This is a genomic window from Burkholderia sp. BCC0097, assembly GCF_902832985.1.
Classification (GTDB): domain Bacteria; phylum Pseudomonadota; class Gammaproteobacteria; order Burkholderiales; family Burkholderiaceae; genus Burkholderia; species Burkholderia orbicola.
This window is the reverse complement of record NZ_CADFDM010000003.1, coordinates 613,046-635,770: the sequence shown is the minus strand read 5'-3', so window position 1 is coordinate 635,770 and position 22,725 is coordinate 613,046. Positions and strand designations below refer to the sequence as shown.

Below are 22,725 nucleotides of genomic sequence, written 5' to 3'. Positions count from 1 at the left end.
GGAGGATCTTCCGCGCCTTGGATTGAATCGATCGTGACGAACATCGTGCGCGCGATAGATTCGCGCGCACGATGAGGTTTCAGGTGAGCAGCACAAAGCTGGGGAACGCACGCGACAACCGTCGCTTCTCGAGCGAACAGAGATTCTCACCGGTCATCTCGTCAGCCTGTGTATCGCTAATTTCCTCGAGCACCGACTGTACGCGTTGCATTGTCGTTAACCAGCCGGCGCGATCGGGGATGTTGTCGATCACATGAACTGCATCGGTGGTGGCCGCCAATTGACAAACTCTGTCGATAGCCTCGTATGAGTCGACCGACGATAACGCAAGATGCTCCTCTAGTGACGGATCGCGCTTGAAGAGCTTGCGATAAACAGCGATCGCACGGTAGATAGCAGGATACACACACAATTCCGATAGATGATAACGGCGTCGCGAATGCTGAATTTGACCGGGAACCGGTGCCTGGAGGTACAGGTGAGCCTGCAAGTCACCGACCGCGCTGCGTGTCGCGCGGGCCTTATTTGCAATGCGTACGATTGCGCGCAGAACGGACATTCGTGCAGCGACATCGTCGACGGGCATAGCATCCAGTTCCGCGCGTTCGAAATCGGACGGACGACGCTTGGCGATGGCCAGCATGGCCGTGTCGATGAAGTCAGTTTGGTCGAGTAACAATAGCGAAAGTGCACTGACGAGTCGGTTGCCGTCTATAGCGGAGAGCTCGGAACTTGCGAGCAAATCTGCATGACATGAATCAAGGGCCAGATCTATCGGGCGTCCCTGCATCAGAGCATTGCGAGCAGCACCAAAAATCGCTGCCAGTCGAGTGTCAACGGAGCCACCTTCGGTAGCTTCGAACGATTCGAATTCGTTCGATGTGGGTTGTCGATCGAATTGAGACGTATAGAGGGTCTTTACTGCAGTGCGTGCTGGGAGCGTGAGTAGATCCGAGACGATGATTGCGGATCGGGCACTCGGAATGCGCGCGGCACGATTTTCGGAGTTCAACATAGCCAACGCGTCGCGATAGACCGCATCGATCGTGTTTTCATCACGAAACACCCTTAACCGGCCCAGAACTTGTGCGTAGTAGGTTGGGTTCGACAATCTGCGAAGAACGGTCGGCAAATCAGCATCGGTCGCAAAAATAACGCCGGCGGCCATGTCCTCGAACTGATCTTCCGGGGAGGTAACGACTGGCCGATCGGCCGTCATTGCCACACGAGCGGAGCCGGTAGTCGCCCAATAAGAAATCGGACCTTGCGGGAAATACACGACATCGCCCGAGCGCAACGTTGCGAGAATTTCCTCGTCGGTTTGGAAGTCAAAAGTGACCTTGCCAGCAACGCCCATGCTTGCAACCAGTTCTCGAGCTCGCTGTGCCCGCTCAGCGGAATCACATGCGAAGTTGGCGACAAGACGACTATTCGACTCGACGCACGCCTGGAGAATCCGATCGATGCGCTTATGAGGGGACAGGAAGCCGAAGGACGATACGGTTAGAGCATTTCCTTCAGCACGTGCCGGGGCTTCAACTGAAGCGATCGGTGACGTCACATGAATGCCGTGCTCAACGAATATTGCACGGGTATTGCGTGCAGCGGCACTGCTCAGAGTAACGACAGGAATCGTAGAGTTAAACAGCATTTGACTGCGTTCACGTAGATCGGGCTTGTTCATGTCGATCGTGTGCATCACGACAGCTGAGCTCACGTTCGGGTAACGCTCTGCGTAGTCTTCGAGTTGCTCGATCAATTCTCCAGTCGTATCTGGGCCGGCAAGAGTTGGATTGAAGGAATCATACAATCCGTATTCATGCTGCACGAATATATAGCCATAGCGACCCGTCGCCAGATACGGTTCACATTCGTCCACCCCGCGGACGATCACGGTATCCCTACCTTGTCCTCGCATTGCGGCTGCGACGTGAGATGCGTAGCTAGCGATACCGCATTGCTTTCCGTAGCTCGCGCATACCTGAATGACGCCTGCAATTTGCGTTGTTCTCGGAATTGGCAGGACCGGCTTGCCGCCCGATGCGAGCAGGCGCGTATCGACTAGGGAGACGATATGCTCTGTTGTGGCGCTCCATTTGCGACGTTGGTAGTGCTCCCGGACGTACGCTTCGCGCTCCGTGCGCTTTGGATGATCGTAGACATATTGGGTTGCCAGGGCAATGAATGCGTCTTCGTCGGTCGGCTCGAAATAGTCCGCGCAGTCGCCGCCGACTTCCGGCATGGATGTCGTCGCCGATGCGAGGCAAACTTTCCCGTGAGACAAGGCTTCAGCAATCGGTAACCCCCAGCCTTCGCACAGACTCGGAAACACGGTGAACAAGCAATTCTCGTAGAGCTTGTCCAGACTCGCATCATCGACGTTGTGCAATAGGACAACCTTGCCACCGGCGTATTGCGTTGCGCGAAGTTCTGCCTCGATTGCAGTCATACCGTCGCCTGGCGAGCCGACGAACACGAGCGTCGGACAATCCTCACCGCTCATCTTGCGCAGTCTGTCCCACGCACGGACGAGGAACCCATGATTCTTGCGTTTGCCAAGTGCTGACACGAACATGACGTACCCGGCACTTTTCGAGAGGCGAAGAACGGACGCGACTTTTGCCTCGTCGACACGTTGTTTCCGGGGCAGGCAACGATAATCGTCACCGAGTTCGACCTTGATGGCTTCGATCGGCTGGCGGCCGGTTTCGGCGCAAAACTGCTGAATTTCTCGTCCGGAGTGGTTCGAGTTGACCATCACCAGATCAGCCTGGTCGAGCGCAGGTCCGATCCAGTAGCGGAAAATGGCTGCCCATTTTTCGCTGACGAGCGTTGGATAGTACAACTGCAACAGATCGTGAATGTATATTGCGACACGCGATCCAGCTCGCTTGTATTCGTTGAGAATCGCGTTATTTGCATCGTAGTGCCAAGCCGAGCCGAGAATGACGACGATGTCGTGCGGGCTCGATTCGAACGCTTTCTCTCCATTCGTGAGCGTACGTTGGACGAACGGATTGATTTTTTGCTGTGATGCTTCGCCGAAGCTCGATGGGAAGATAGCCGACGCGAAATCCGCCTGGTCGACTTCGACGGCGATCGTTTTCCAGTTCACGAGTGCAAGGTTGCCCTTCCAGCTTTCGAACAATTCCAGTACGACTTCGACGATCGTGCGCTCGATCCCGCCAGGTGCGGCAGATGCCGCGACAACGGTGGCGAGGCTCGTGACGTCGAGGACAAGACGAGTATCAGTAGGCTGTTCAGGAGGGCGAATGGAGCGAACCGCGTCGCGCCAGGCTGCGAATCGGCTGGTCCATTCCGGAAAACGCATCGCGAGGTCTTCGCGAGTGAGTAGCTCTGCCGCAGCATTGAATTCTCGAGCGCCAAGCAATGCTTCGTACTCGAGTTCAATGCCACGCGGATAGTGCGGGAACAGGTAGTTGTAGGTACGTGCGGAGTCGAGCGCATCCTGCCAGTTACGCTCCCGGATCGACATCATCGCGCGCAGTTCAAGATAGAACGCGCAATTCGGCCAGATTTCCGCGATTTCTTCACATATCGCTCGGGAATTCTTGAAATCCCCAACGTTGAAATGCAGCCAAGTCAGGCGAGTGTATGCGTTGAACAGGGGATTGGCCATATCGGGGGATCCCGGCTCGTCGCTACGGGTGCGGCGCAGCAGCAAGGTCAGACGCCTACCGGCTTCTACCGCTCGGGCCTGATGTTCCAAGCCAGTACTTAGGTCGAGCGCATCTTCCAGAAGATCACGATCCTCTGGGAAACGTTCGAGTGCATCCCACACCATTCTTTCTGCGTCGTCGAGTTTGTTGCACTCGCGCAGGGCTGCCGCACACCGTAGCCAGAATTCTTTGCGACCAGGTGCGATAGTCAGGATTCGGTTCCAAAGCGACGCGACTTCTGTTTGTTGACGAGCGTCGCGTGCAATATCGGCCACTGCTACAAGAGGCTCTGCTGCCAGCGGATAGCGTCCGGCAATCTTCAGCAACGCGTCGCGGTAATCCTGTGCAGAACGCCCGACGTTTTCCAACCTGGCCGTCTCAATGTGCGCTCGAACAAAATCTGGTTGAAAGTGCAGCAAGCCGCGCCAGGTTGCCAATGCTATCGAACGGCGACCAGCGGCCTCTTCGCATTCAGCGAGCATGGCAAGCACACTCGTATCTCGAGGCTGCCTTGCGAGTGCTTGTCGTAGCGTTTGACATGCGTCATCTGCGCGACCGAGTGCCAGCAAGACACTTGCATGGGTCAAATGCAGATTGGGTGACGAGTCCATAACGACAGCGATCTGGCTGAACTCGAGCGCTGCGGGATAATCGGCACGGCTTTTCAGGACGCGTGCCTTCGTTTCCGCAACGAGCGCCGAGCCCGGCCACCTTTCCTGCGCGTCGTCGATAATGGCCTCGGCTGTACGCAAGTCTCCCATTTCGATCAGGACATTGGTTCGCTGCAGTGAGGCATTCAAATCTTCCGGATCGAGTTCCGCCGCACGCGTCCAGTACTCGAAAGCGCGCATTAGATCGTGGCGCTGGTATGCGCATTCCGCAAGGCCAGCGGCGACATCGAAGCGAGTGATGCCGTCACCGGAGACTGCCTGGAGAATCGTCTCGGCTGTTGCGAAATCGCTGATACGCAGCCGAGCGTGCGCTTCGCAGACCTTGAATTCGACCCGATTCGTCAATTTAGCGGCGTGATGCCAAGCGTCTGCTTCTGCGAGGTGATCACCAAGGAAGTGACACGCGCGTGCCAAGAGTTCATGCACGCTCGCGTCATTAGGAAATGCGTTTTTCGCGAGATCGAGAATTCGCCGCGCAATCCGATAGCTCTCATGCTTCAAATATTCTTCACACAGTTCCTTGATGGCGCCCGTGTGCACACGCCGCTTCGCATCCTCGATCAGGTCGCGTACGAGCTCGTCAACAGCTGGATCGTTCTCGCGGATTATTGCCGAGGATGATTGAAACCCTTCGGTAGTAGCGTCATCTGTCACTACGTTGATGTTGTCGGCTTGCGACGCCTGATCCGATTCTGTGGTGGCGTCAGTTTTGCGCTTCTTGAAAATCACGGTAGGGCTCCAATGCGTGCGTGATCGGATTTGCGATAGTGTTGCTCAGGGCGCTGTCTAACGCACAACGGCGACAAGTGAAATGTTAGCCTACCCGTTGTCGGGTCGAGTGCATTGACGATGCGGCACGTGTTCGACGAAAGAAAGTGGGCCAAACTTACGAGTGAATAGGTTGACCCGTGATTTCGTGATAGAAATCAAATGCTGAGTCTACATCCAGGAACTCACGCAGCACCCCTTTCTCAAGTACACATGCGCGCGTGCAGTGTTCACGGATAATATGAGGATCGTGCGACACCATAATCATCGCTCGATCGCGGCGTTTTTCAAATAGTTCCCGATGGCATTTGTCGCGAAAACTTGCGTCACCGACTGCGATAACCTCATCGATCAGAAAGCAGTCGAATTCGATCGCCATTGACATCGCGAACGCAAGCCGTGCAAGCATGCCGCTCGAATATTTCTTCACCGGCTCTCGCAGATACGTTCCCAGTTCGGTGAAGTCTTCTACGAAAGGTAGGGCGGCCTCGTAGGATGCGCCGTAGACTCGACAGGCGAATCGCAGATTGTCGAGACCTGTCAGGCTTCCTTGAAATCCGCCTGAAAAGGCGAGCGGCCAAGATACGCTCATTGCTCGCTCGATAGTACCCGAAGTCGGTAATTCGGAGCCACTGATCAGGCGAACCAGTGTCGATTTGCCCGCGCCATTGCGCCCCAGAATGCCGATGCGTTCGGACGGTTCGATTGTGAGATTGATATGGTCGAGAATTAACCGTCTGCCGTTACGTGTGCTGTAGTGTTTCGACACGTCTTGAAGATTTAACATCAGTGTTCCACTCTCGTCGACACGTCTCTCACAACCGCAAGTCCGATCCACGTGAGGAAAGCACAGACCATGATCGTATAGGGAACGTCGTAGTATGGCGTAATCTGCGAGCCGAAGTATCCGTAGCGAAATAATTCCACGCAGTTCGGCGCAGGAAACAACATTGCGATGTCACGCAGGTTGGGGGGGAGCCAACTCGCCATAACGAAGGCGCCGGATACAGGAAGCTGGAAGTAGGAAATCGGGTGCCAGAGTCTTTCGACAAGTTCGCTGTACTCGCACAGTCCCCCGATCAGCAGGCCAAGCGCGGCCGAATACCAGCATAACAACACCCAGCCGGCTGCCATGTTCAAGACATCGGCGGGCGGGTCGATTATTCCTATCGCGATCAGTGTGCTGGTCAGCACCAGCATCGATAGCGTTGTACCGACAATCTCAAGTGTGATGCGCGCAAAAAATAGGTCGATAACGCGAACATTGCGATGGAACAGCAAGGCTGCATTAGGCTCGACAGCCAGCGTGCATCGGCCAATTGTGTTGCGCCAGACCAGAACCGTGGAGTAGCTTGTGACCGCAAAGGCCGTCACGTTAATCTCGTGTCCCTGTCCCGTTTCGTGTAGCAGGTTCCAAAGTGCCGCGATACCGACCGTGAACAACATTGGTTCTGCAAACAACCATGCGAAACCAATATTGTGACGACCGTAGCGCGTAATGATTTCACGCATGGTTAGCGCGAACACTACTCGCATCTGGATTTTGAGCGAGGTAAGCAGCGAAGGATATGGCTGAGGAGACGACATGACGTCAGTGCTGATGTTCGCGCACGCTGGCAATCAGCAGGCTGAGCGAGGCCCAGGCTACAATGCCAAGCACAAACACAGTAACAATGCCGCGGATACGTTTAGGTTCGATCGCTACATCGGGCCTGTTGGGTTCGACGAGACGTTCAAGATACAACTGCTTGCGATTTGCTTCCACTCGTGCGTTTTGAAGGGCAGTCATTGCCGCGTCCAATTGGCGATCGGCAAATTGGGCATCGAGTTGCAGGCGTGCGTAATTGGCGGCCTTTGCGGAAAGGGAATCTTTACTTCCGGCGACACCGACGGTTGTATTCGCGATTTGCTTTTCGAGTGTCTGAATATTCGTCTTCAGCACAGGAATCTGCGGGTTCTGCGGAGCGATTGACTGAAGCTGGATAAGTTGGTTTTGGGCTGTAAGCAATTGATTCTGCAAACCGGTGATTTGCTGCAACTGCAAAGCGGACTGGCGTTCCGGGTCGAACACGGAAAAAGAATTGCGATAGGCCGCTACGGTTGCGGCCGCGTCTTTCGCTTTTGTCGTTGCAGAGTCCACTTGTTGTTGTGCAAATCTGACCGTATCTGCTGCCGCACGCTGATTCATGCGGTTGACAAGGCGCTCGCTCATCGCAATCAGGTCTTCATTGATCTTTTGTGCGTCACTTGCGGTATACGAACGTACCTGTAGGGTTGTGATTGCCGACGTCGCATCCAGATCGACGGAGACGATTCGTTTGCCGTAGTAGCGCCACAGCGCTTCGAAACTGTCGTCGAAATAACGTGAAAAGCGACTGACTACGTCGCCGTGCTGGCTGTAGGCGTCGAGAATATAGTTATCCCGATTCAGCTCACGCAGTGCGTCGCGGGACCGAATGTAGTCGACTACGGAGTATGTGTCGTCTTGCGCGCGGCCCGCACCAGTACCTTGTAGCAGAGAACTGAGAAGGCTTGTCTGGCTTTGGCGCTGCGGGCTGCGGACAACAAACCGAGATTCGGAAACATAGATGTCCGACGCGATCAGGCCGTAGTAGACCGTGGCGATGATGGTCGGGGCCAGAACGGTAACTGCAAACAGCGTGTTGATTCGTTTGAGCCGTGCCACTACACCTTTATCGTTGCCGCCTAGCGACGACGCCGAATACTTTTCCGATAGCGTTTTCAACGTCTTGTCCAAACTCAATTGCCAAGGATCTTGGGATGCCGGGGGCGCCGCTCGCGTCCACCGTCAAGGGCATGCGCCACCAGCGCAAGGTATGCGTAGTGGGTTGCTTCGCGACCCAGCGCTCGTGCCGCTGCACCTCTGGCAGGCGACGTTCACACCGAAATTCGGGCGAGTGATTATAGCCAGCGCCGTAATTTTGCGCTATCTAAGTGTGGTTTTTCGCGCCTGACTCAACAATGTCATTTGTGTAATTTTTTCGAATGTGAGCGGTAAGGCTTGCAGGCGGCGTGGTAATTTCTGCGGGCCAGATTCAGGCGGTTGCCGTGGGACGGATCTGACGGCGTATACGCGCCGGTCGGTGGTGTAGTCGGATCTGGCCATGCTCGATGGCGGTATGCGAGGATGGGTGGCGAGGGGGCGCGGTATTATAGCGATGTTGCGTGACACGCGTCACTGCATTTCTGTTTCGGCTCACGATTTTGTTCGCGCTAATGTTTTTGGTACCGTCGAATGCGATAATTGCCAGCGGTGGCGCCCGTGTGATTTCCACTTCCGGTTCATATATATAGTGTGGATGCTGTGAGGGACGAAAGTGTCCCGGTTTCTTGTGTGTCCGCACCGCTCGCAACATTCTTTCATGCGTCGCTCATATCTTGCGCTTCAGGGTACGGCCTCCCCTTTTTTTTCCAAGCTGGCCGAGGCTTTGCGCACGCGCGGCCATGCAGTACAGAAGGTTAATTTTTGTGGAGGAGATCTTCTATACGGGGGGGCTGCCCGCCATGCGGTAAATTATGAGGGGCGCCTTGGCGAACTGCCGGCATGGTATTCGGACGTAATCGGAGGAGGTGATTTCACCGATGTGCTGATGTTCGGCGACTGTCGCGAGGTTCATGTACCCGCGCACGCGATAGCACAGAAGGCGGGCATGCGCGTGCATGTCTTCGAAGAGGGCTATGTGCGGCCGCACTGGCTGACGCTGGAGCGTCACGGCGTCAATGGACGCTCCCTGTTACCCCGGGATCCGGGCTGGTATCGTGACCGACGCAAGGAGACGCCAGCAAGTCCGCCTGCCGCACCGACCGGCTATAACCTTCGTGAGCGAGCTTTTCACGATATCGCCTATCGCGGCGCCAACACGCTATTTTCACGTCGATTCCCGCACTATCGCAGTCACCGGCCACATAACGGGTTCGTAGAGTATGCCGGGCTCGCCTGGCGCGCACTTGCGCAGCGTGGGTTCGAGCGTGATGCAGGCCGGGTAACGGATCAACTGCTTCGCGCAACTGGCGGCTACTTTTTGTTCCCCCTGCAACTCAATTCGGATGCTCAACTCGTTGTGCATTCCCCATTTGGCGGCACCCGGCCGGCGGTCGATCAAGTACTACGCTCATTCGCTGCTCATGCCGACTCCAACGTTCGTCTGGTGGTCAAGAATCATCCGTTAGATACGGGGCTAATCGATCATCGGCGCCATGTGCTGCTGCTCGCGCAGGAATTAGGAATTGCCGACCGCGTTACCTTCATCGACGCGGGGCACTTGCCGACCTTGCTCGAGTATGCGCGCGGCGTAATCGTCGTGAACAGTACGGTTGGGTTGTCAGCCCTTCATCATCGGCGGCCGCTAATTGCTCTCGGGCATGCGATCTACGATATGCAGGGACTGACATGGCAAGGCAGTCTTGATGATTTTTGGAAAGCTGAATTTGAACCTGATCGTGAGCTTTACCAAGCATTTCTCGACTACGTTATTCACCATACCCAAATCAACGGCGACTTCTATACCCGTACGGGGATCGAGCGGGCGATTCGCGGTGCCGTGTCACGGCTTGAGGCATCGCATGACTAGTACCACCCCTCGTCACATTGTCATCACCGGTGCCAGTGCAGGCATCGGACGCGCACTCGCGACTGCCTACGCCGCGCCTGGTGTGGTGTTGGGGCTCGTTGGTCGGGACGTGCGGCGGCTTGATGCCTGCGCTGACGCGTGCCGAGCGCTTGGCGCTCAGGTGGTGACCGCACCGGTCGACGTGCGAGACGCAGCGGCGATGCAGGTATGGCTTTGGCAGTTTGACGACACATATTCGATAGATTTGCTGATCGCCAATGCCGGGGTTGCCAGTACGCTCGAGTCAGCTTGCGACTGGGAAGAGCTTGATCGTATGGCTGCAGTCGTCGATACCAACTTCTATGGGGCGATGCACGCGGTACTGCCGGTGATTGCGCGCATGCGAGCGCGGTGCAGCGGCCAGATTGCCTTGGTGAGTTCGATCGCGGCGCTACGCGGCATGGCGATTTCGCCTGCGTATTGCGCGAGCAAGGCGGCACTCAAGGCGTACGGCGATTCGGTGCGCCCGTTGCTGGCGCGTGACGGTATACATCTCGCGATCGTGTTGCCCGGCTTCGTCAAGACTGCGATGAGCGATGTATTCCCGGGGGACAAGCCGTTCATGTGGTCGGCGGATAAGGCCGCAGGCTATATTCGCCGCAAGCTGGCGGCGCGGCGGGCCGAGATTGCGTTTCCGGGATTGCTCGCGCTCGGTATGCGCCTGTTGACGCTGCTGCCGGCGCGATTGGGTGACGCGATACTCGGCGGATTGTCCTACTTACCTCGACGGGAGCGCTAGCTTGAGCGTTGGCATGTTGCTCACGCTTCTGATTGCGCTTGGCGTGTCGTTTGCGCTGGATGTCTTGGCGTTGCCGCGTGTGCGGCAACGTTCCGGCGTCGCGCTAATGTTGCATGTCGTTGCACTTGTGTTTCTGACTGGTGCGATGCTGATCGTGACAAGACGCATCGTATTTTCCGTCTGTATTGCAGTGGCACTGGTCGGCCTGTTGGTGACGGTGAACAATGCAAAGTACGAGTCGTTGCGCGAGCCATTCGTTTTTACGGATCTGAGTCTGTTCAGCCAGTTGTTCGCCCATCCCCGGTTGTACCTGCCGTTTCTGAGCGTCGGCAAGGTGATCGGAATCGTGATTGGCGTCGCGGCGCTGTTGACCGGCTTCTTTGCTGAGCAACCGTTCGACGGGGCGCTCTGGTCGGTGACGGCGCTCCTCCTGGTGTCTGCGGTCGCAACCTGTTGGTTGGCGACACGCTTGCCGCTTACGCTGGATGCCGGCGCGGACCAACAGCGGCATGGATTTTTTGCAGTATTCGTTGCGTATCTGCTGAACGGCTTGCGTCCCGCGACGCTGCGCGCATTCGACGGGGTTGCCCGGACTGGACCGTTCGCATCGGGCGCGCCAACTGCGGGCCCTGATGTGATCGTGATCCAGAGCGAATCGTATTTCGACGCGAGGCGTCTTGGTTCGGCGATCGATTCGGCGAACTACCGGAATCTGGACATTGCGCGCGGGGAATCCATCTGCCACGGTGAACTGCTCGTGCCGGCCTGGGGTGCGAACACGATGCGTACAGAGTTTGCGATGCTGAGCGGACTGACGTCCGCGCGTCTCGGCTACGCCCGTTTCTACCCTTACGCTTTCGTACGGCGCGCGTGTACAACGATTGCAGCCTGGTTTCGGCGGGGCGGTTACACGACTGTCGCGATTCATCCGTACTATGCAGACTTCTTCGGAAGGAATCGGGTCTTTCCGTTGCTCGGATTCGATAGATTTCTGGATATTGAAAGCTTTGTCGCCGCCCCGCGAGCCGGACCGTATATTGCCGATTCGGCCGTATTGGATACCGTCATCGATGTGCTGGACGAACCCCGGAACGCGCCGCGCTTCATCTTCGCGATGACAATGGAGAACCACGGCCCCCTGCACCTTGAGCTGGTATTACCGGGAGAATCGTCTTCGAGGCATACTCTTGGCGAAGATGCCAGTTGGCGCGACCTGACAGCCTACCTGCGGCACATTGAAAATGCAGACGCAATGATCGGGCGCCTGCTCGATCATTTGCGCACCAGCGATCGTGAAACAGTCGTTTGTTTTTACGGCGATCACGTTCCCGCTCTGCCTCACGTATTCGATAAGTTGGGCGTTTCCCCGCAAACCAGCGACTACTTCATTTGGCGAAATTACGGCACGGACACGCCCGAATGCCGGAATTTGGCAGCCGAAGAGCTTGGGTCGGTACTTTTGCATGTGGTACAAGATGACGGACATCGCGCGGAAGAACCGCACGCATCCGAGAAAGCGACATAAAAGATGAACAGTAAGATTGCAATAATTGGGGTGGCTTGTCGGTTTCCCGGGAGCGCGAACAATCTTGGCGACTTCTGGCAACTGCTGCGCGACGAACGCGACGCGGTGACCGAAATCCCCGCCGACCGCTTCGGTACCGATTTCTACCAGCACCCGTCCAAACGCGAACCGGGCAAGAGCTACACGTTCGCGGCCGGCGTGCTCGACAACGTCGCCGGCTTCGACGCCGCGTTCTTCGGCATTTCGCCGCGCGAAGCGGCCCAGATGGATCCTCAGCAGCGCCTGCTGCTCGAACTCGCATGGGAAGCGTTCGAGGACGCCGGCGTGCGCCCGGCCGACATGCGCGGCAGCAACTGCGGCGTCTTCGTCGGCGCGGCCAGCATGGATTACGGCAACCGCAACATGGACGATCTGAACGTGATCGATCCGTATTCGGCGACCGGCAATACGCTGAGCATCGCGTCGAACCGCGTGTCCTACCTGTTCGACCTGCACGGCCCGAGCATGACGGTCGACACCGCCTGTTCGTCGTCGCTCGTCGCTCTCCATCAGGCCGTCAAGGCACTGCAGTCCGGCGAGGCCGACGTGGCGCTCGCGGGCGGTGTCAACCTGCTGCTGCACCCGTTCGGCTTCGTCAGCTTCTCGAAGGCGTCGATGCTGTCGCCGCGCGGCCGTTGCCGTGCATTCGACGCGACCGGCGACGGCTACGTGCGCTCGGAAGGCGGCGCGTTCGTACTGCTCAAGCCGCTCGATCGCGCGCTGGCCGACGGCGACACGATCCACGCAGTGATCGCCGGCTCCGGCGTGAACTCGGTCGGCCACTCGCCGGGCGGCATCAGCGTGCCGGGCGCGGCCGCGCAGGCGTCGCTGCTGCGCAGCGTGTATGCGCGCGCCGGCATCGATCCGCGGTCGCTCGCCTATCTCGAGGCGCACGGCACCGGCACGGCGGTCGGCGATCCGATCGAGGCGCGTGCGCTGATCGACGTCGTGTCGGGTGAGCGCCCGGCCGATCGTCCGCTGCTGATCGGTTCGGTGAAGACCAACATCGGCCACCTCGAAACGGCCTCCGGCATGGCCGGCCTGCTGAAGGCCGTGCTGTGCCTCAAGCATCGCGCGGTGCCGCGCTCGCTGCACTTCGTCACGCCCAATCCCGGGATCGATTTCGACGGCGGGCGTTTGCGCGTCGTCGATCGCTACATGCCGCTCGACGCGGGCGACGCGCCGCTGACGGTTGGCGTCAACTCGTTCGGCTTCGGCGGAACGAACGCCCACGTCGTGCTGACCGAGGCGCCGGTCGCACACGACGTGTCGACGGCAGCGCCCGAGCCGACTCGAGCGCAACCGTCCCCGCTCGCGCTGACCGCGCGTAGTGCGAACGCGCTCGCGGCACTCGCGGGCCGCTATCTGGCCATGCTCGACAAGGGCGGCGACTGGCAGGCGCTTGCCGCCGCGGCCGCCCGTCGGCGCCAGTGGCTCGAACATCGCGCGATCGTCGCGCCGGCCGACGTGGCCGAAGGCCGTGCGGCGCTTGCGGCACTGGCCCAGCCGGCACAGGAAGGGTTGCCGGCCTGCGTGGCGATCGGCCAGGCGCCCGCCGACGCATTGCGTACCGCGCTCGTGTTCTCGGGCAACGGTTGCCAGTGGGTCGGGATGGGCAACGAACTCTATGCGGAGAACGCGGTTTTCCGGGCGGCGCTCGACGAAGTCGACGCGCTGTGGTGCGCGGACGGCAGCCCGTCGCTGGTCGACGTGATGCGCGGCGGTCCGGGTGCGACATGGCTGGCCGGCGCGGGCGCCGAATGGCTCGCCGCGACCGAGAACGCGCAACCGCTGCTGTTCGCGATCCAGGTCGGCATGATCCGGGTGATCGACGCGCGCGGCATGCGCTACGACGCGGCGATCGGCCACAGCGTCGGCGAAATCGCCGCGGCGTGGGTGACGGGCGCGCTGTCGCTCGCCGACGCGGTGCGCGTGATCAAGATCCGCAGCCGCGCCCAGGCGATGACGCGCGGCAGCGGCCGGATGGCGGCCGTCGGCATCGGCGAGGCAGCCGCGCGCGAGCTGATCGCGCGCCATGGGCTGGCGCGCCGGGTCGAGGTGGCCGGCATCAACAGCCCCGATGCGGTGACGCTCGCCGGCGAGCTGCAGGGCTTGCAGGCGCTGGAGGCAGCGCTGCGCGGCAGCGGCAAGTTCTTCCAGATGCTCGATCTCGACTATGCGTTCCACAGCAGCCACATGGACCGCATCGAGCCGGTCGTGCTGGCCGAACTGGCCAGCCTGCGGCCCCAGCCGGGCAACGGCAGGTTCGTGTCGACGGTGACCGGCGGCGCGCTCGCGGGCGACGCACTCGATGCGCGCTACTGGTGGCGCAATATCCGCGAACCGGTGCGCTTCGGCGATGGCATCGCGTATCTGATCGAGCAGGGCGTCCGGCTGTTCATCGAAGTCTCGCCGCATTCGATCCTGCGCACGTACGTGAAGCAGGCGTTGACGGGCGCCGGCGTGACCGGCGCGGTGCTGCCGACGCTCAAGCGCGATCACGGCAGCGCCGCGACGTTGCGGCAAGCGATTCTCACGGCGATCGCGCACGGCGCGAGCGTCGATCCCGACCGCTTTGCGCCGGGCGCATCGCGTGCGGCATTGCCGTCGTATCCGTGGCAGCGCGACCGTTTCTGGCTCACGCCGACCGTCGAAGGCTACGGTCTCGTCAATCGGCGCCGCGAGCATCCGCTGCTCGGCTATCGGCTGCACGAACATGCATTCGGCTGGGAAAACCAGCTCGATCCGGCAAAGCTGCCGATGCTGGCCGATCACGTCGTCGACGGCGGCGTGGCGTTCCCGGGTGCCGGCTACGTGGAAATGGCGCTCGCCGCGGCACGCACCTTCTTCGATACGCCGGATGCGGCGCTCGAAAACGTCGAGATCCGCACGCCGGTCGTGTTCCAGCCGCAGCAGTCGAAGCTGTTCCGGCTCGTGATCGAGCCGCGCACCGCGACGTTTACGATCGAGACGCGCGACCGGATGTCCGACGGCGCATGGACGCTGAACGTGACGGGGCGGATGCTGGAAAGCGGCAATGCGCTCGGCGCCGCGAGCATCGTGCCGGCCGCGACGCTCGAACGCCTGCTCGCGCTGCCGGCCGCCGACGGCGACACGCTGTATGCGAACACGGCAGCCATCGGCCTCAACTACGGGCCGGCGTTCCGCTGGGTCCGCACCGTGCGGGTCGCCGCGGCCGAGGACGCCGCGCTGGCCGACGTCGCCGCGCCGGCCGCGTGCGGCGATGCGCGGGCGCTATCCGCGTATCTGCTGCATCCGGCGCTGATGGACAGCGGGTTTCATCCGCTGTTCGCGCTGCTGGCGGCGCAGGCGCGCGATGGCGAGCATCCGGCCTACGTGCCGGTGCAGATCGGCCGGGTCGACTATTTGCGCGGCGACGCGGTCGCCCGCGTGCTCGCACGGGTCGACCGGCGCAGCCCGCATTCGATCGTCGCGCATTTCGAATTCCTCGACGCGCAGGGCGCGATCGTCGCGCGGCTCGGCGGCTGCAGGTTCCGGCGCGTGGACCTCGTCGGCCGGCGGCAGAATCTGCCTTCGCGTTTCGTCTACCGCCTCGAAGAGATGCCGTTGCCGAACGACGTCGACGCGGCCGCGTTGCCGGCACCCGACGCGCTGCTCGCGCAAGCGGTCGCGCGCGTCGACGCCGCGGAGCTCGGCGGCCGTCGGACGCAGCATTTGACCGAGATCCTGCCGCTGCTCGACGTGCTGGCCAGCCTGTACGTGCTGCACGCGTTCGATGCGCTCGGCGTATTCGCCGGTACGTGGCAGCCCGCACCGGAGCAGGCGGCGCTGGCTACACGCCTGGCCGACATGCTCGTCGAGGACGGTCTTGCCACGCGTGACGGCGCGCGTCTGGTACGCGACGACGCGGCGTGCGCGGCGCTGCCGCCGCTCGACGATCTGTGGCGCGGGCTGCTGGCCGAATCGCCCGGACACGTGGCCGAGCTGACGCTGCTCGCTCATTGCGGCGCGGCGCTGCCCGACGTGCTGAGCGGCGCGAAGGACGGCGCACGCTGGCTGTCGCCGACCGGGCACAGCCTGGTCGAGCAGTTGCTTGCGGCATCGCCGACCTGGCAGCACGTGCATGCGCTGCTGGCGGCCGGCGTCGAGCAGGCGGTCGACGCGTGGCAGCCGGCGCGCCGGCTGCGCGTGCTCGAACTGGGCGCGACGGACGGCGACGTGCTGCAGACGCTCGGCATGCATCTCGCCGCCGCCCGCTGCGATCACACGATCGCCGCGACGGCCGGCCAGCTCGCCGGGTTCGATACGGACGCGCAAGCCGTGGTGCGCACGGTGGCGCTGCAGCCGGGCGAACGGTTGTCGCTGTCCGCCGACGAAGCCGGGCCGTACGACCTGATCGTCGCGAACCGCGCGCTGAGCGGCCGTCCTGATGCGGCCGATGCACTGAACGCGATGCGCTTGTGGCTCGCGCCAGGCGGCTTGCTGCTGCTGGCCGAGCCGCGTCGCGGCCGCTTCTCCGACATCGTGTTCGGCGCGCAGCCTGCGTCGACGGGCGTCGACCTGCCCGCGCCGCTGGCGCCGACGGATCTCGAGGCGGCGCTCGCGCGCGCGGGCTTCGTCGACGTCGTGCGGCATGTCGAGCAGTCGCTCGATCTGGACGGCACGCCGACGTTCGTCATCGCACGCAACCCGGCAAGCGCCGCGGCCGCGCAACGCGGCAGCGACGCGAGCGATCTCGATACGCTCGCCCGCAGCGAACAATGGCTCGTGATGCACGCACCGGACGCGGCCGGCGGTTTCGGCGGGCAACTGACCGACGCGCTCGCGCACGCGGGCTACCCGGCCGATATCGTCGACCTCGCGCATGCGGCCGATGCCATTGCGTCGTTGCCGGCGGGGCAACCGGCGCATGTCGTGTTCTGCGCGCCGGAAACGCCGCTCGCCGACACGACGACGGGAGACGACCTGATGGCCGCGCTACGTCACGGCGTGATCGCGCTGGCGGCGCTCGTGCGCGCGCTCGGCGCGCAACCGAACGCACGCACGCGGCTGACCGTCGTCACGCGCGGCGGCGCGCCGTTCGCCGGGGCCGCGAACGCGCATCCGGAACAGGCGACGCTGTGGGGCCTCGGTCGCGTGCTGGCGAACGAGCATCCCGAACTCGCGTGTCGCCTGATCGACGTCGATCGTTCGGCGCACGGGATTCCCGATGCGCTGATTCGCGAGCTGACCGGCGCGGCGGTCGAGGAAGAAGTCGTGCTGAGCGCGCACGGGCGGCTGGTGCCGCGCATGCTGACGGCCGCACAGGCCGCGGCGCGCAGCGACGGCGCGCTTGCACGCGCGTCGGTGCTGGCGTTCGACGCACCGGGCTCGTTGCGCAATCTCGAATGGTTCGCGCTGCCGGAAAGCGCGCTGGGCGACGACGAGGTGGAAATCGAGCCGGTTGCCACCGGCCTGAATTTCCGCGACGTGATGTACGCGATGGGGCTCCTGTCCGATGAAGCGGTGGAGACCGGCTTCGCGGGTGCGACGATCGGCATGGAGCTGTCCGGCCGCGTCGTCCGGGTAGGCCGCGCGGTGACGGCATTCGCAGCGGGCGATGCGGTGCTCGGTTTCGCGCCGGCGTCGTTCGCGACGCGCGTCAGGACACGCGCGCAGGCCATCGCGCAGAAACCCGAGCGTCTGTCGTTCGAGGAAGCGGCGACCGTGCCGACCACGTTCTTCACCGCGTACTACGCGCTCGTTGAACTCGCGCGGCTGCGCCGCGGCGAGCGCGTGCTCGTGCATGGCGGTGCGGGCGGCGTCGGGATTGCCGCGATCCAGCTGGCGCGCCACTTCGGCGCGGAAGTGTTCGCGACGGCCGGCAGCGACGAGAAGCGCGAGTTCGTGCGCCTGCTCGGCGCTGACCACGTGCTCGATTCGCGCAGCCTGGCGTTCGCGGACGATATCCGCGCGATGACGGGCGGCGAGGGCATCGACATCGTGCTGAACTCGCTCGCCGGCGAAGCGATGGTGCGCAGCATCGATACGTTGCGTCCGTTCGGCCGCTTCCTGGAGCTCGGCAAGCGCGATTTCTACGAAAACAGTCATATCGGGCTGCGGCCGTTCCGCAACAACATCAGCTATTTCGGCATCGATGCCGACCAGTTGATGGGCGCGTTGCCGGAGCTGACCGCACGGCTGTTCGGCGAAGTGATGGCGCTGTTCGCGGCAGGCGTGCTGCATCCGCTGCCGTATCGCGCGTTCCCGGCCGAGCGGGCCGAGGATGCGTTCCGCTACATGCAGCAGGCGCGCCAGATCGGCAAGGTGCTCGTGACCTATCCGTCGGGCACGCCTGCGCCGACGCGCGGCGTCGCGCGGGCAGAAGCGCTCGCGCTCGATCCGCATGGTGCTTACCTGGTGGTCGGCGGCACGGGCGGCCTGGGCTTCGCGAGCGCGCGCTGGATGGTCGAGCACGGCGCACGCCGGCTGACGCTGGCGAGCCGTTCCGGCGAACTCGCCGCCGCGGCGCGCGAGGAGGTGGCGCGCTGGCGCGACACGCTGGGTGTCACCGTCGACGTCGTGTCGTGCGATGTGACCGATGCGGCGGCAGTCGACGCGATGGTTGCCGCGATCGTCCGGCGTGCCCATCCGCTGAAGGGCGTGCTGCATTCCGCGATGTCGATCGACGACGGTCTCGTGCGCAATCTCGACGATGCGCGGATGACTGCGGTGCTCGCGCCGAAGGTCGCCGGCGCATGGAACCTGCATCGCGCGACGCGCGGGCTGCCGCTCGACCTGTTCGTCGTCTATTCGTCGGCGACCACCTATCTCGGCAATCCGGGGCAATCGAACTACGTCGCGGCCAACGTCTTCCTCGAGGCGCTGGTCGAACATCGCCGCGCGGCAGGTTTGCCCGCCATGTTCATGGCCTGGGGGCCGCTCGAGGATGTCGGCTTCCTCGCACGCAACGCCGATACGCGCGAAGCGTTGCAGTCGCGGATCGGCGGTGCGTCGATCACGTCCGACGAAGCGATGGCCGCGCTCGAGCGCGTACTGGTGGCGGGTGCGGCCGGTGAAGCGGTGGTGCGGCTCGACTGGCATGCGGTAGCGCGCGGGATGCCGGCGGCGAAGGCGCGCCGGTATGCGCTGCTGCAATCGCAGGCGAAGGGCGGCGATGCGCGCGACGGCGGCACGCAACTGCGTGAAGAAGTGCTCGCCCTGCCGCGCGATGAAGCCATTGCGCTGGTGGCGCGAACGCTGCAGGCGCAGATCGCGCGGATTCTGCACATGACGCCCGATCGCATTGCGCTCGACAAGTCGGTGCTCGACATGGGCATGGATTCGCTGATGGGGATGGAGCTCGGCCTTGCGGTCGAGGAAGCGTTCGAGGTCAAGCTGTCGGTGATGGCGATCGCGGAAGGCGCGTCGGTGACGACGCTGGCCGGGCGCATCGTCGATTCGATCGGCGCGTCGGCCGACGCCGGCTCCGATGCCGCGTCGGCGGCCGATGCCGCGCAGGAGGCCGTCGCGGCACTCGCCGCGAAGCATGCGATCGACGGCGAAGCGCGCGCGATGCTCGATGCGCAGCCGGCGCCGGTTGCCGAGCAGGTATCGCCGTCGCTGGAGGTGGCGCGGTGAGCGCGCCGACCGGCTGGGCGACGCGGCAGGGCACGCTGGCGCGCCCGCTGACGATCGACGGGCACGGCTTGCATACGGGGCGCCGGGTCGGCGTGCGGATTCTGCCCGCGCGTCCGGAAGACGGCGTGACCGGCATCGTGTTCCGTCGGGTCGAGCACGGCCGCACGCTCGCGACGCTGCCCGTCGATCCCGCGCTGCGCCGCGCGCAGCCGCTCTGCACGATGCTGCGCAATGCCGACGGCATTGGCGTGCGCACGATCGAGCACTTGCTCGCGTCGCTGCTCGCGTGCGAGATCGATCACGCGATCGTCGAGCTCGACGCGGAAGAGGTGCCGATCCTCGACGGCAGCGCCACGCCGTGGGTGGACGCGATCCGCGCATGCGGCCGCGTCGCGCTCGATGCGCCGAAACGCTTCATCCGTGTGCTGCGGCCCATCGTCGTCACGGACGGCGACGGCGACCAGCCGCGCGAGATGCAGATCGAGCCGGCGCCGCGTTACGAACTGAGCGTGCGCAACGATCTGCGCGGCTTCGGCGACATGCACTGGGACGGCGCGCTGACGCCGGCCACATTCGCGACCGACATCGCGCCGTCTCGCTCGTACGGGCGCGTGAAGTGGGCCGTGCCCGCGATCGTCGCCGGCTATCTTCGTGGTGTGCCGATCCTGCGCGGCGCGCGGCCGTCGTGCACCGCGTCGATCGTCGGCAATCGCGTGCTGGGCGGAATGCGGCTGCCCGAGGAATTCGTCCGGCATCGCGTGCTCGACCTGGTCGGCGATCTCGCGCTGGCCGGCGCGCCGCTGCTCGCGCGCGTGAGCGCGCTGCGGCCGAGCCACGAGATGAATTTCCGGCTGGTCGATGCGCTATTGGCCGCGCCCGATGCATGGCAGTGGGCCGAGTTTTTCGAGACCTGAAACCACACTTTTTCAAGATACGCGGCGTAACATAGCGTCTTTTCGAGATAGAGCGAAGGACGCAATGGCACTGGGAGAGCATCTTCGCCAGCAACTGGCGGCGAAAGCGCTGAAACGGCAACTGGAGCGCGCGACCGACGCCGCGGCGGCGCCGGGTGTGCCCGGTACGCCGGCTGCGCAGACCGCGTCGGCACGCAGCCGCTTCGAGTCGATGCCGCAGTATCAGCAGGTCCGCATCATGCGCGAGATGGGCGAGAAACTGCGGGTCGAGTCGCCGTTTTTTCGCGTGCACGACGGCGTCGCCGGGGCCACCACGCAGATCGGCGGCCGTGAATACCTGAACTTCGCCAACTACAACTATCTGGGGCTGGCCGGCGATCCGGCGGTGTCCGCGCGCGCGAAAGCCGCGATCGACCGCTACGGCACGTCGGCTTCGGCGAGCCGGATGGTCGCGGGCGAGCGTCCGGTGCAGCGCGCGCTCGAGCGCGCGCTGGCCGCGTTCTACGAGACTGACGACTGCGTCGCATTCGTGAGCGGCCATGCGACCAACGTGACCGTGATCGGTGCGCTGTTCGGCCCCGGCGATCTGGTGGTCCACGACGCGCTCGCGCACAACAGCATCGTGCAGGGTGCGCAGTTGAGCGGCGCGAAGCGGCTGAGCTTCCCGCACAACGACTGGCAGGCGCTCGACGAGCTGCTGTCGCGCGTGCGCCGCGAATACCGGCACGTGCTGATCGCGATCGAAGGGCTGTACAGCATGGACGGCGATTTCCCCGACCTGCAGCGCTTCGTCGACGTAAAGACGCGTCACGGGGCATTCCTGCTGGTCGACGAGGCCCATTCGCTCGGCGTGCTCGGCGCGACCGGCAAGGGCATTCGCGAGCATGCCGGCGTCGCGCCCGACCAGGTCGACATGTGGATGGGCACGATGAGCAAGACGCTGGCCGGCTGCGGCGGCTTCATCGCCGGCTGCCAGCCGCTCGTCGACATGCTGCGCCATCTGGCGCCGGGTTTCCTGTACAGCGTCGGGCTCGCGCCCACGCTCGCCGAAGCGTCGCTGGCGGCACTCGAACGCCTGCAGGCCGAGCCGGAGCGCGTCGCGCAGTTGCAGGCGCGCGGGCGGCAGTTCCTGACCGAGGCGCGTGCGGCCGGGCTGAATACCGGCACGAGCGCCGGGTATGCGGTCGTGCCGGTGATCACGGGCAGTTCGCTGAAGGCCGCGCAGTGGGCGAATGCGATGTTCGACGAAGGGATCAACGTGCAGCCGATCTTCTATCCGGCCGTCGAGGAAAAGGCCGCGCGGTTGCGTTTCTTCATCTGCTCGACGCACGAGCCGGAGCAGATCAGCCGGACGGTGGGCGTGTTGTCGTGCCTCGCGGGGCGCAGCGCGTGACGCAGGCCGCCGCGGTCGCGCAAGCGGTTCCACGCGCGGGCGAGCCGGTGCGGTTTCGCGCGGCCAGTGCGGATGATGCGGCAGCATGCGCGCCGCTCGTGTTTGCGTCCGGCGTGGCCGAATTCGGCTTCTTTCTCGGCGAAAGCGACGCACGCTGCATCGCTTTCCTGCAGCAAGCGTTCCGGTCGCGTCACGGACGCTTCTCGTGGCGCCGGCATCGGGTTGCAGTCGGGGACGATGGCGCGGTGCTCGCGGTGATGGCGATTCACGACGGACAGCGGACGACGTTCGACGACGTGCACGTCGTGTGGGCGCTCGCGCGCTTCTTCGGCGTGCGCCGCACGGTTGGCCAGTTGCTGCGCGGGTTGGTCCTGGAAACGGAACTCCCGGCGCCGAAGCGTCCGCAGATTCTCGTCGCGCATTGCGCGACGGACGAACGCCAGCGCGGCACGGGGGTGTTCAGCGCGCTGTTTCGCGATGCGCTGGATACTGGCGCGTTGCCGGTCGATGGCAGTCGCGATGTCGTGCTCGACGTGCTGACGCGCAACGCGAGGGCTCGTGCACTGTACGAACGCCTCGGGTTCGTTGTGCTGCCGCGGCAGCGCGCGCGTTCGCGCAGGTTGCCGGGCGAGCTTGATTCGATCCGGATGCGGCTCGCGCGTCGCGGCCAACGATGACCGTGGGCCGCTGTGGCGTCAGGCGGACGGTTCAATCGTCGCCCGCGCAGCAATGACGCGCCGAAATAGACGAGGGTAGTAGAGAC

11 protein-coding genes are annotated in these 22,725 nt (G+C 62.9%); 7 read left to right on the top strand and 4 right to left on the bottom strand.

Annotated elements, in window-relative coordinates; all coding sequences use genetic code 11:
* Window positions 1–79: 79 nt before the first annotated feature.
* The 4 genes from HWX07_RS12650 to HWX07_RS12635 all read right to left on the bottom strand — a co-directional run bounded on the left by HWX07_RS12650 (window position 80) and on the right by HWX07_RS12635 (window position 7,877).
* Entirely contained in the window at window positions 80–5,080 is a 5,001-nt protein-coding gene (locus HWX07_RS12650) for a glycosyltransferase (RefSeq protein ID WP_175876464.1), read from the bottom strand.
* 157 nt (window positions 5,081–5,237) lie between these two features.
* Window positions 5,238–5,906 (bottom strand): ABC transporter ATP-binding protein, encoded by a 669-nt coding sequence (locus HWX07_RS12645; RefSeq protein WP_012327958.1) that lies wholly within the window; start codon window positions 5,904–5,906, stop codon window positions 5,238–5,240.
* Window positions 5,906–6,706 (bottom strand): ABC transporter permease, encoded by an 801-nt coding sequence (locus tag HWX07_RS12640; protein ID WP_012327959.1) that lies wholly within the window; start codon window positions 6,704–6,706, stop codon window positions 5,906–5,908. Before HWX07_RS12640 ends, HWX07_RS12645 begins: the two co-directional genes overlap by 1 nt.
* A gap of 4 nt (window positions 6,707–6,710) precedes the next feature.
* Window positions 6,711–7,877 (bottom strand): capsule polysaccharide export protein, encoded by a 1,167-nt coding sequence (locus HWX07_RS12635; protein WP_041491945.1) that lies wholly within the window; start codon window positions 7,875–7,877, stop codon window positions 6,711–6,713.
* Between the two features lie 625 nt (window positions 7,878–8,502).
* On the opposite strand from HWX07_RS12635, the gene HWX07_RS12630 reads away from it, so the two are divergent.
* From HWX07_RS12630 to HWX07_RS12600, 7 genes are all read left to right on the top strand, one after another.
* On the top strand, window positions 8,503–9,711 hold the full coding sequence (locus tag HWX07_RS12630; RefSeq protein ID WP_012327961.1) for a capsular biosynthesis protein: 1,209 nt from the start codon (window positions 8,503–8,505) through the stop codon (window positions 9,709–9,711).
* Window positions 9,704–10,489 carry an SDR family NAD(P)-dependent oxidoreductase gene (locus tag HWX07_RS12625; RefSeq protein WP_012327962.1) on the top strand — a complete coding sequence of 262 codons (786 nt, stop codon included), beginning with the start codon at window positions 9,704–9,706 and terminating at the stop codon, window positions 10,487–10,489. Before HWX07_RS12630 ends, HWX07_RS12625 begins: the two co-directional genes overlap by 8 nt.
* Window positions 10,490–10,502: 13 nt before the next feature.
* On the top strand, window positions 10,503–12,014 hold the full coding sequence (locus tag HWX07_RS12620) for an LTA synthase family protein (protein WP_244129973.1): 1,512 nt from the start codon (window positions 10,503–10,505) through the stop codon (window positions 12,012–12,014).
* 3 nt (window positions 12,015–12,017) lie between these two features.
* Window positions 12,018–19,655: a type I polyketide synthase gene (locus HWX07_RS12615; protein WP_175876462.1), complete on the top strand. Its 7,638-nt coding sequence runs from the start codon at window positions 12,018–12,020 to the stop codon at window positions 19,653–19,655.
* Entirely contained in the window at window positions 19,652–20,569 is a 918-nt protein-coding gene (locus tag HWX07_RS12610; RefSeq protein ID WP_175876461.1) for a UDP-3-O-acyl N-acetylglycosamine deacetylase, read from the top strand. The genes HWX07_RS12615 and HWX07_RS12610 overlap by 4 nt, the downstream gene beginning before the upstream one ends.
* Before the next feature lie 64 nt (window positions 20,570–20,633).
* Window positions 20,634–21,962, top strand: coding sequence for an aminotransferase class I/II-fold pyridoxal phosphate-dependent enzyme (locus tag HWX07_RS12605; RefSeq protein WP_175876460.1), 1,329 nt, complete (start codon window positions 20,634–20,636; stop codon window positions 21,960–21,962).
* Window positions 21,959–22,639, top strand: coding sequence for a GNAT family N-acetyltransferase (locus HWX07_RS12600; protein WP_175876459.1), 681 nt, complete (start codon window positions 21,959–21,961; stop codon window positions 22,637–22,639). The genes HWX07_RS12605 and HWX07_RS12600 overlap by 4 nt, the downstream gene beginning before the upstream one ends.
* Window positions 22,640–22,725: the final 86 nt, after the last annotated feature.

Bases quoted from the DNA above. Each gene is read 5' to 3' on its own strand.
- HWX07_RS12645 (WP_012327958.1), bottom strand. From the start codon at position 5,906: ATGTTAAATCTTCAAGACGTGTCGAAACACTACAGCACACGTAACGGC.
- HWX07_RS12640 (WP_012327959.1), bottom strand. From the start codon at position 6,706: ATGTCGTCTCCTCAGCCATATCCTTCGCTGCTTACCTCGCTCAAAATC.
- HWX07_RS12615 (WP_175876462.1), top strand. From the start codon at position 12,018: ATGAACAGTAAGATTGCAATAATTGGGGTGGCTTGTCGGTTTCCCGGG.
- HWX07_RS12605 (WP_175876460.1), top strand. From the start codon at position 20,634: ATGGCACTGGGAGAGCATCTTCGCCAGCAACTGGCGGCGAAAGCGCTG.
- HWX07_RS12625 (WP_012327962.1), top strand. From the start codon at position 9,704: ATGACTAGTACCACCCCTCGTCACATTGTCATCACCGGTGCCAGTGCA.
- HWX07_RS12620 (WP_244129973.1), top strand. From the start codon at position 10,503: ATGTTGCTCACGCTTCTGATTGCGCTTGGCGTGTCGTTTGCGCTGGAT.
- HWX07_RS12630 (WP_012327961.1), top strand. From the start codon at position 8,503: ATGCGTCGCTCATATCTTGCGCTTCAGGGTACGGCCTCCCCTTTTTTT.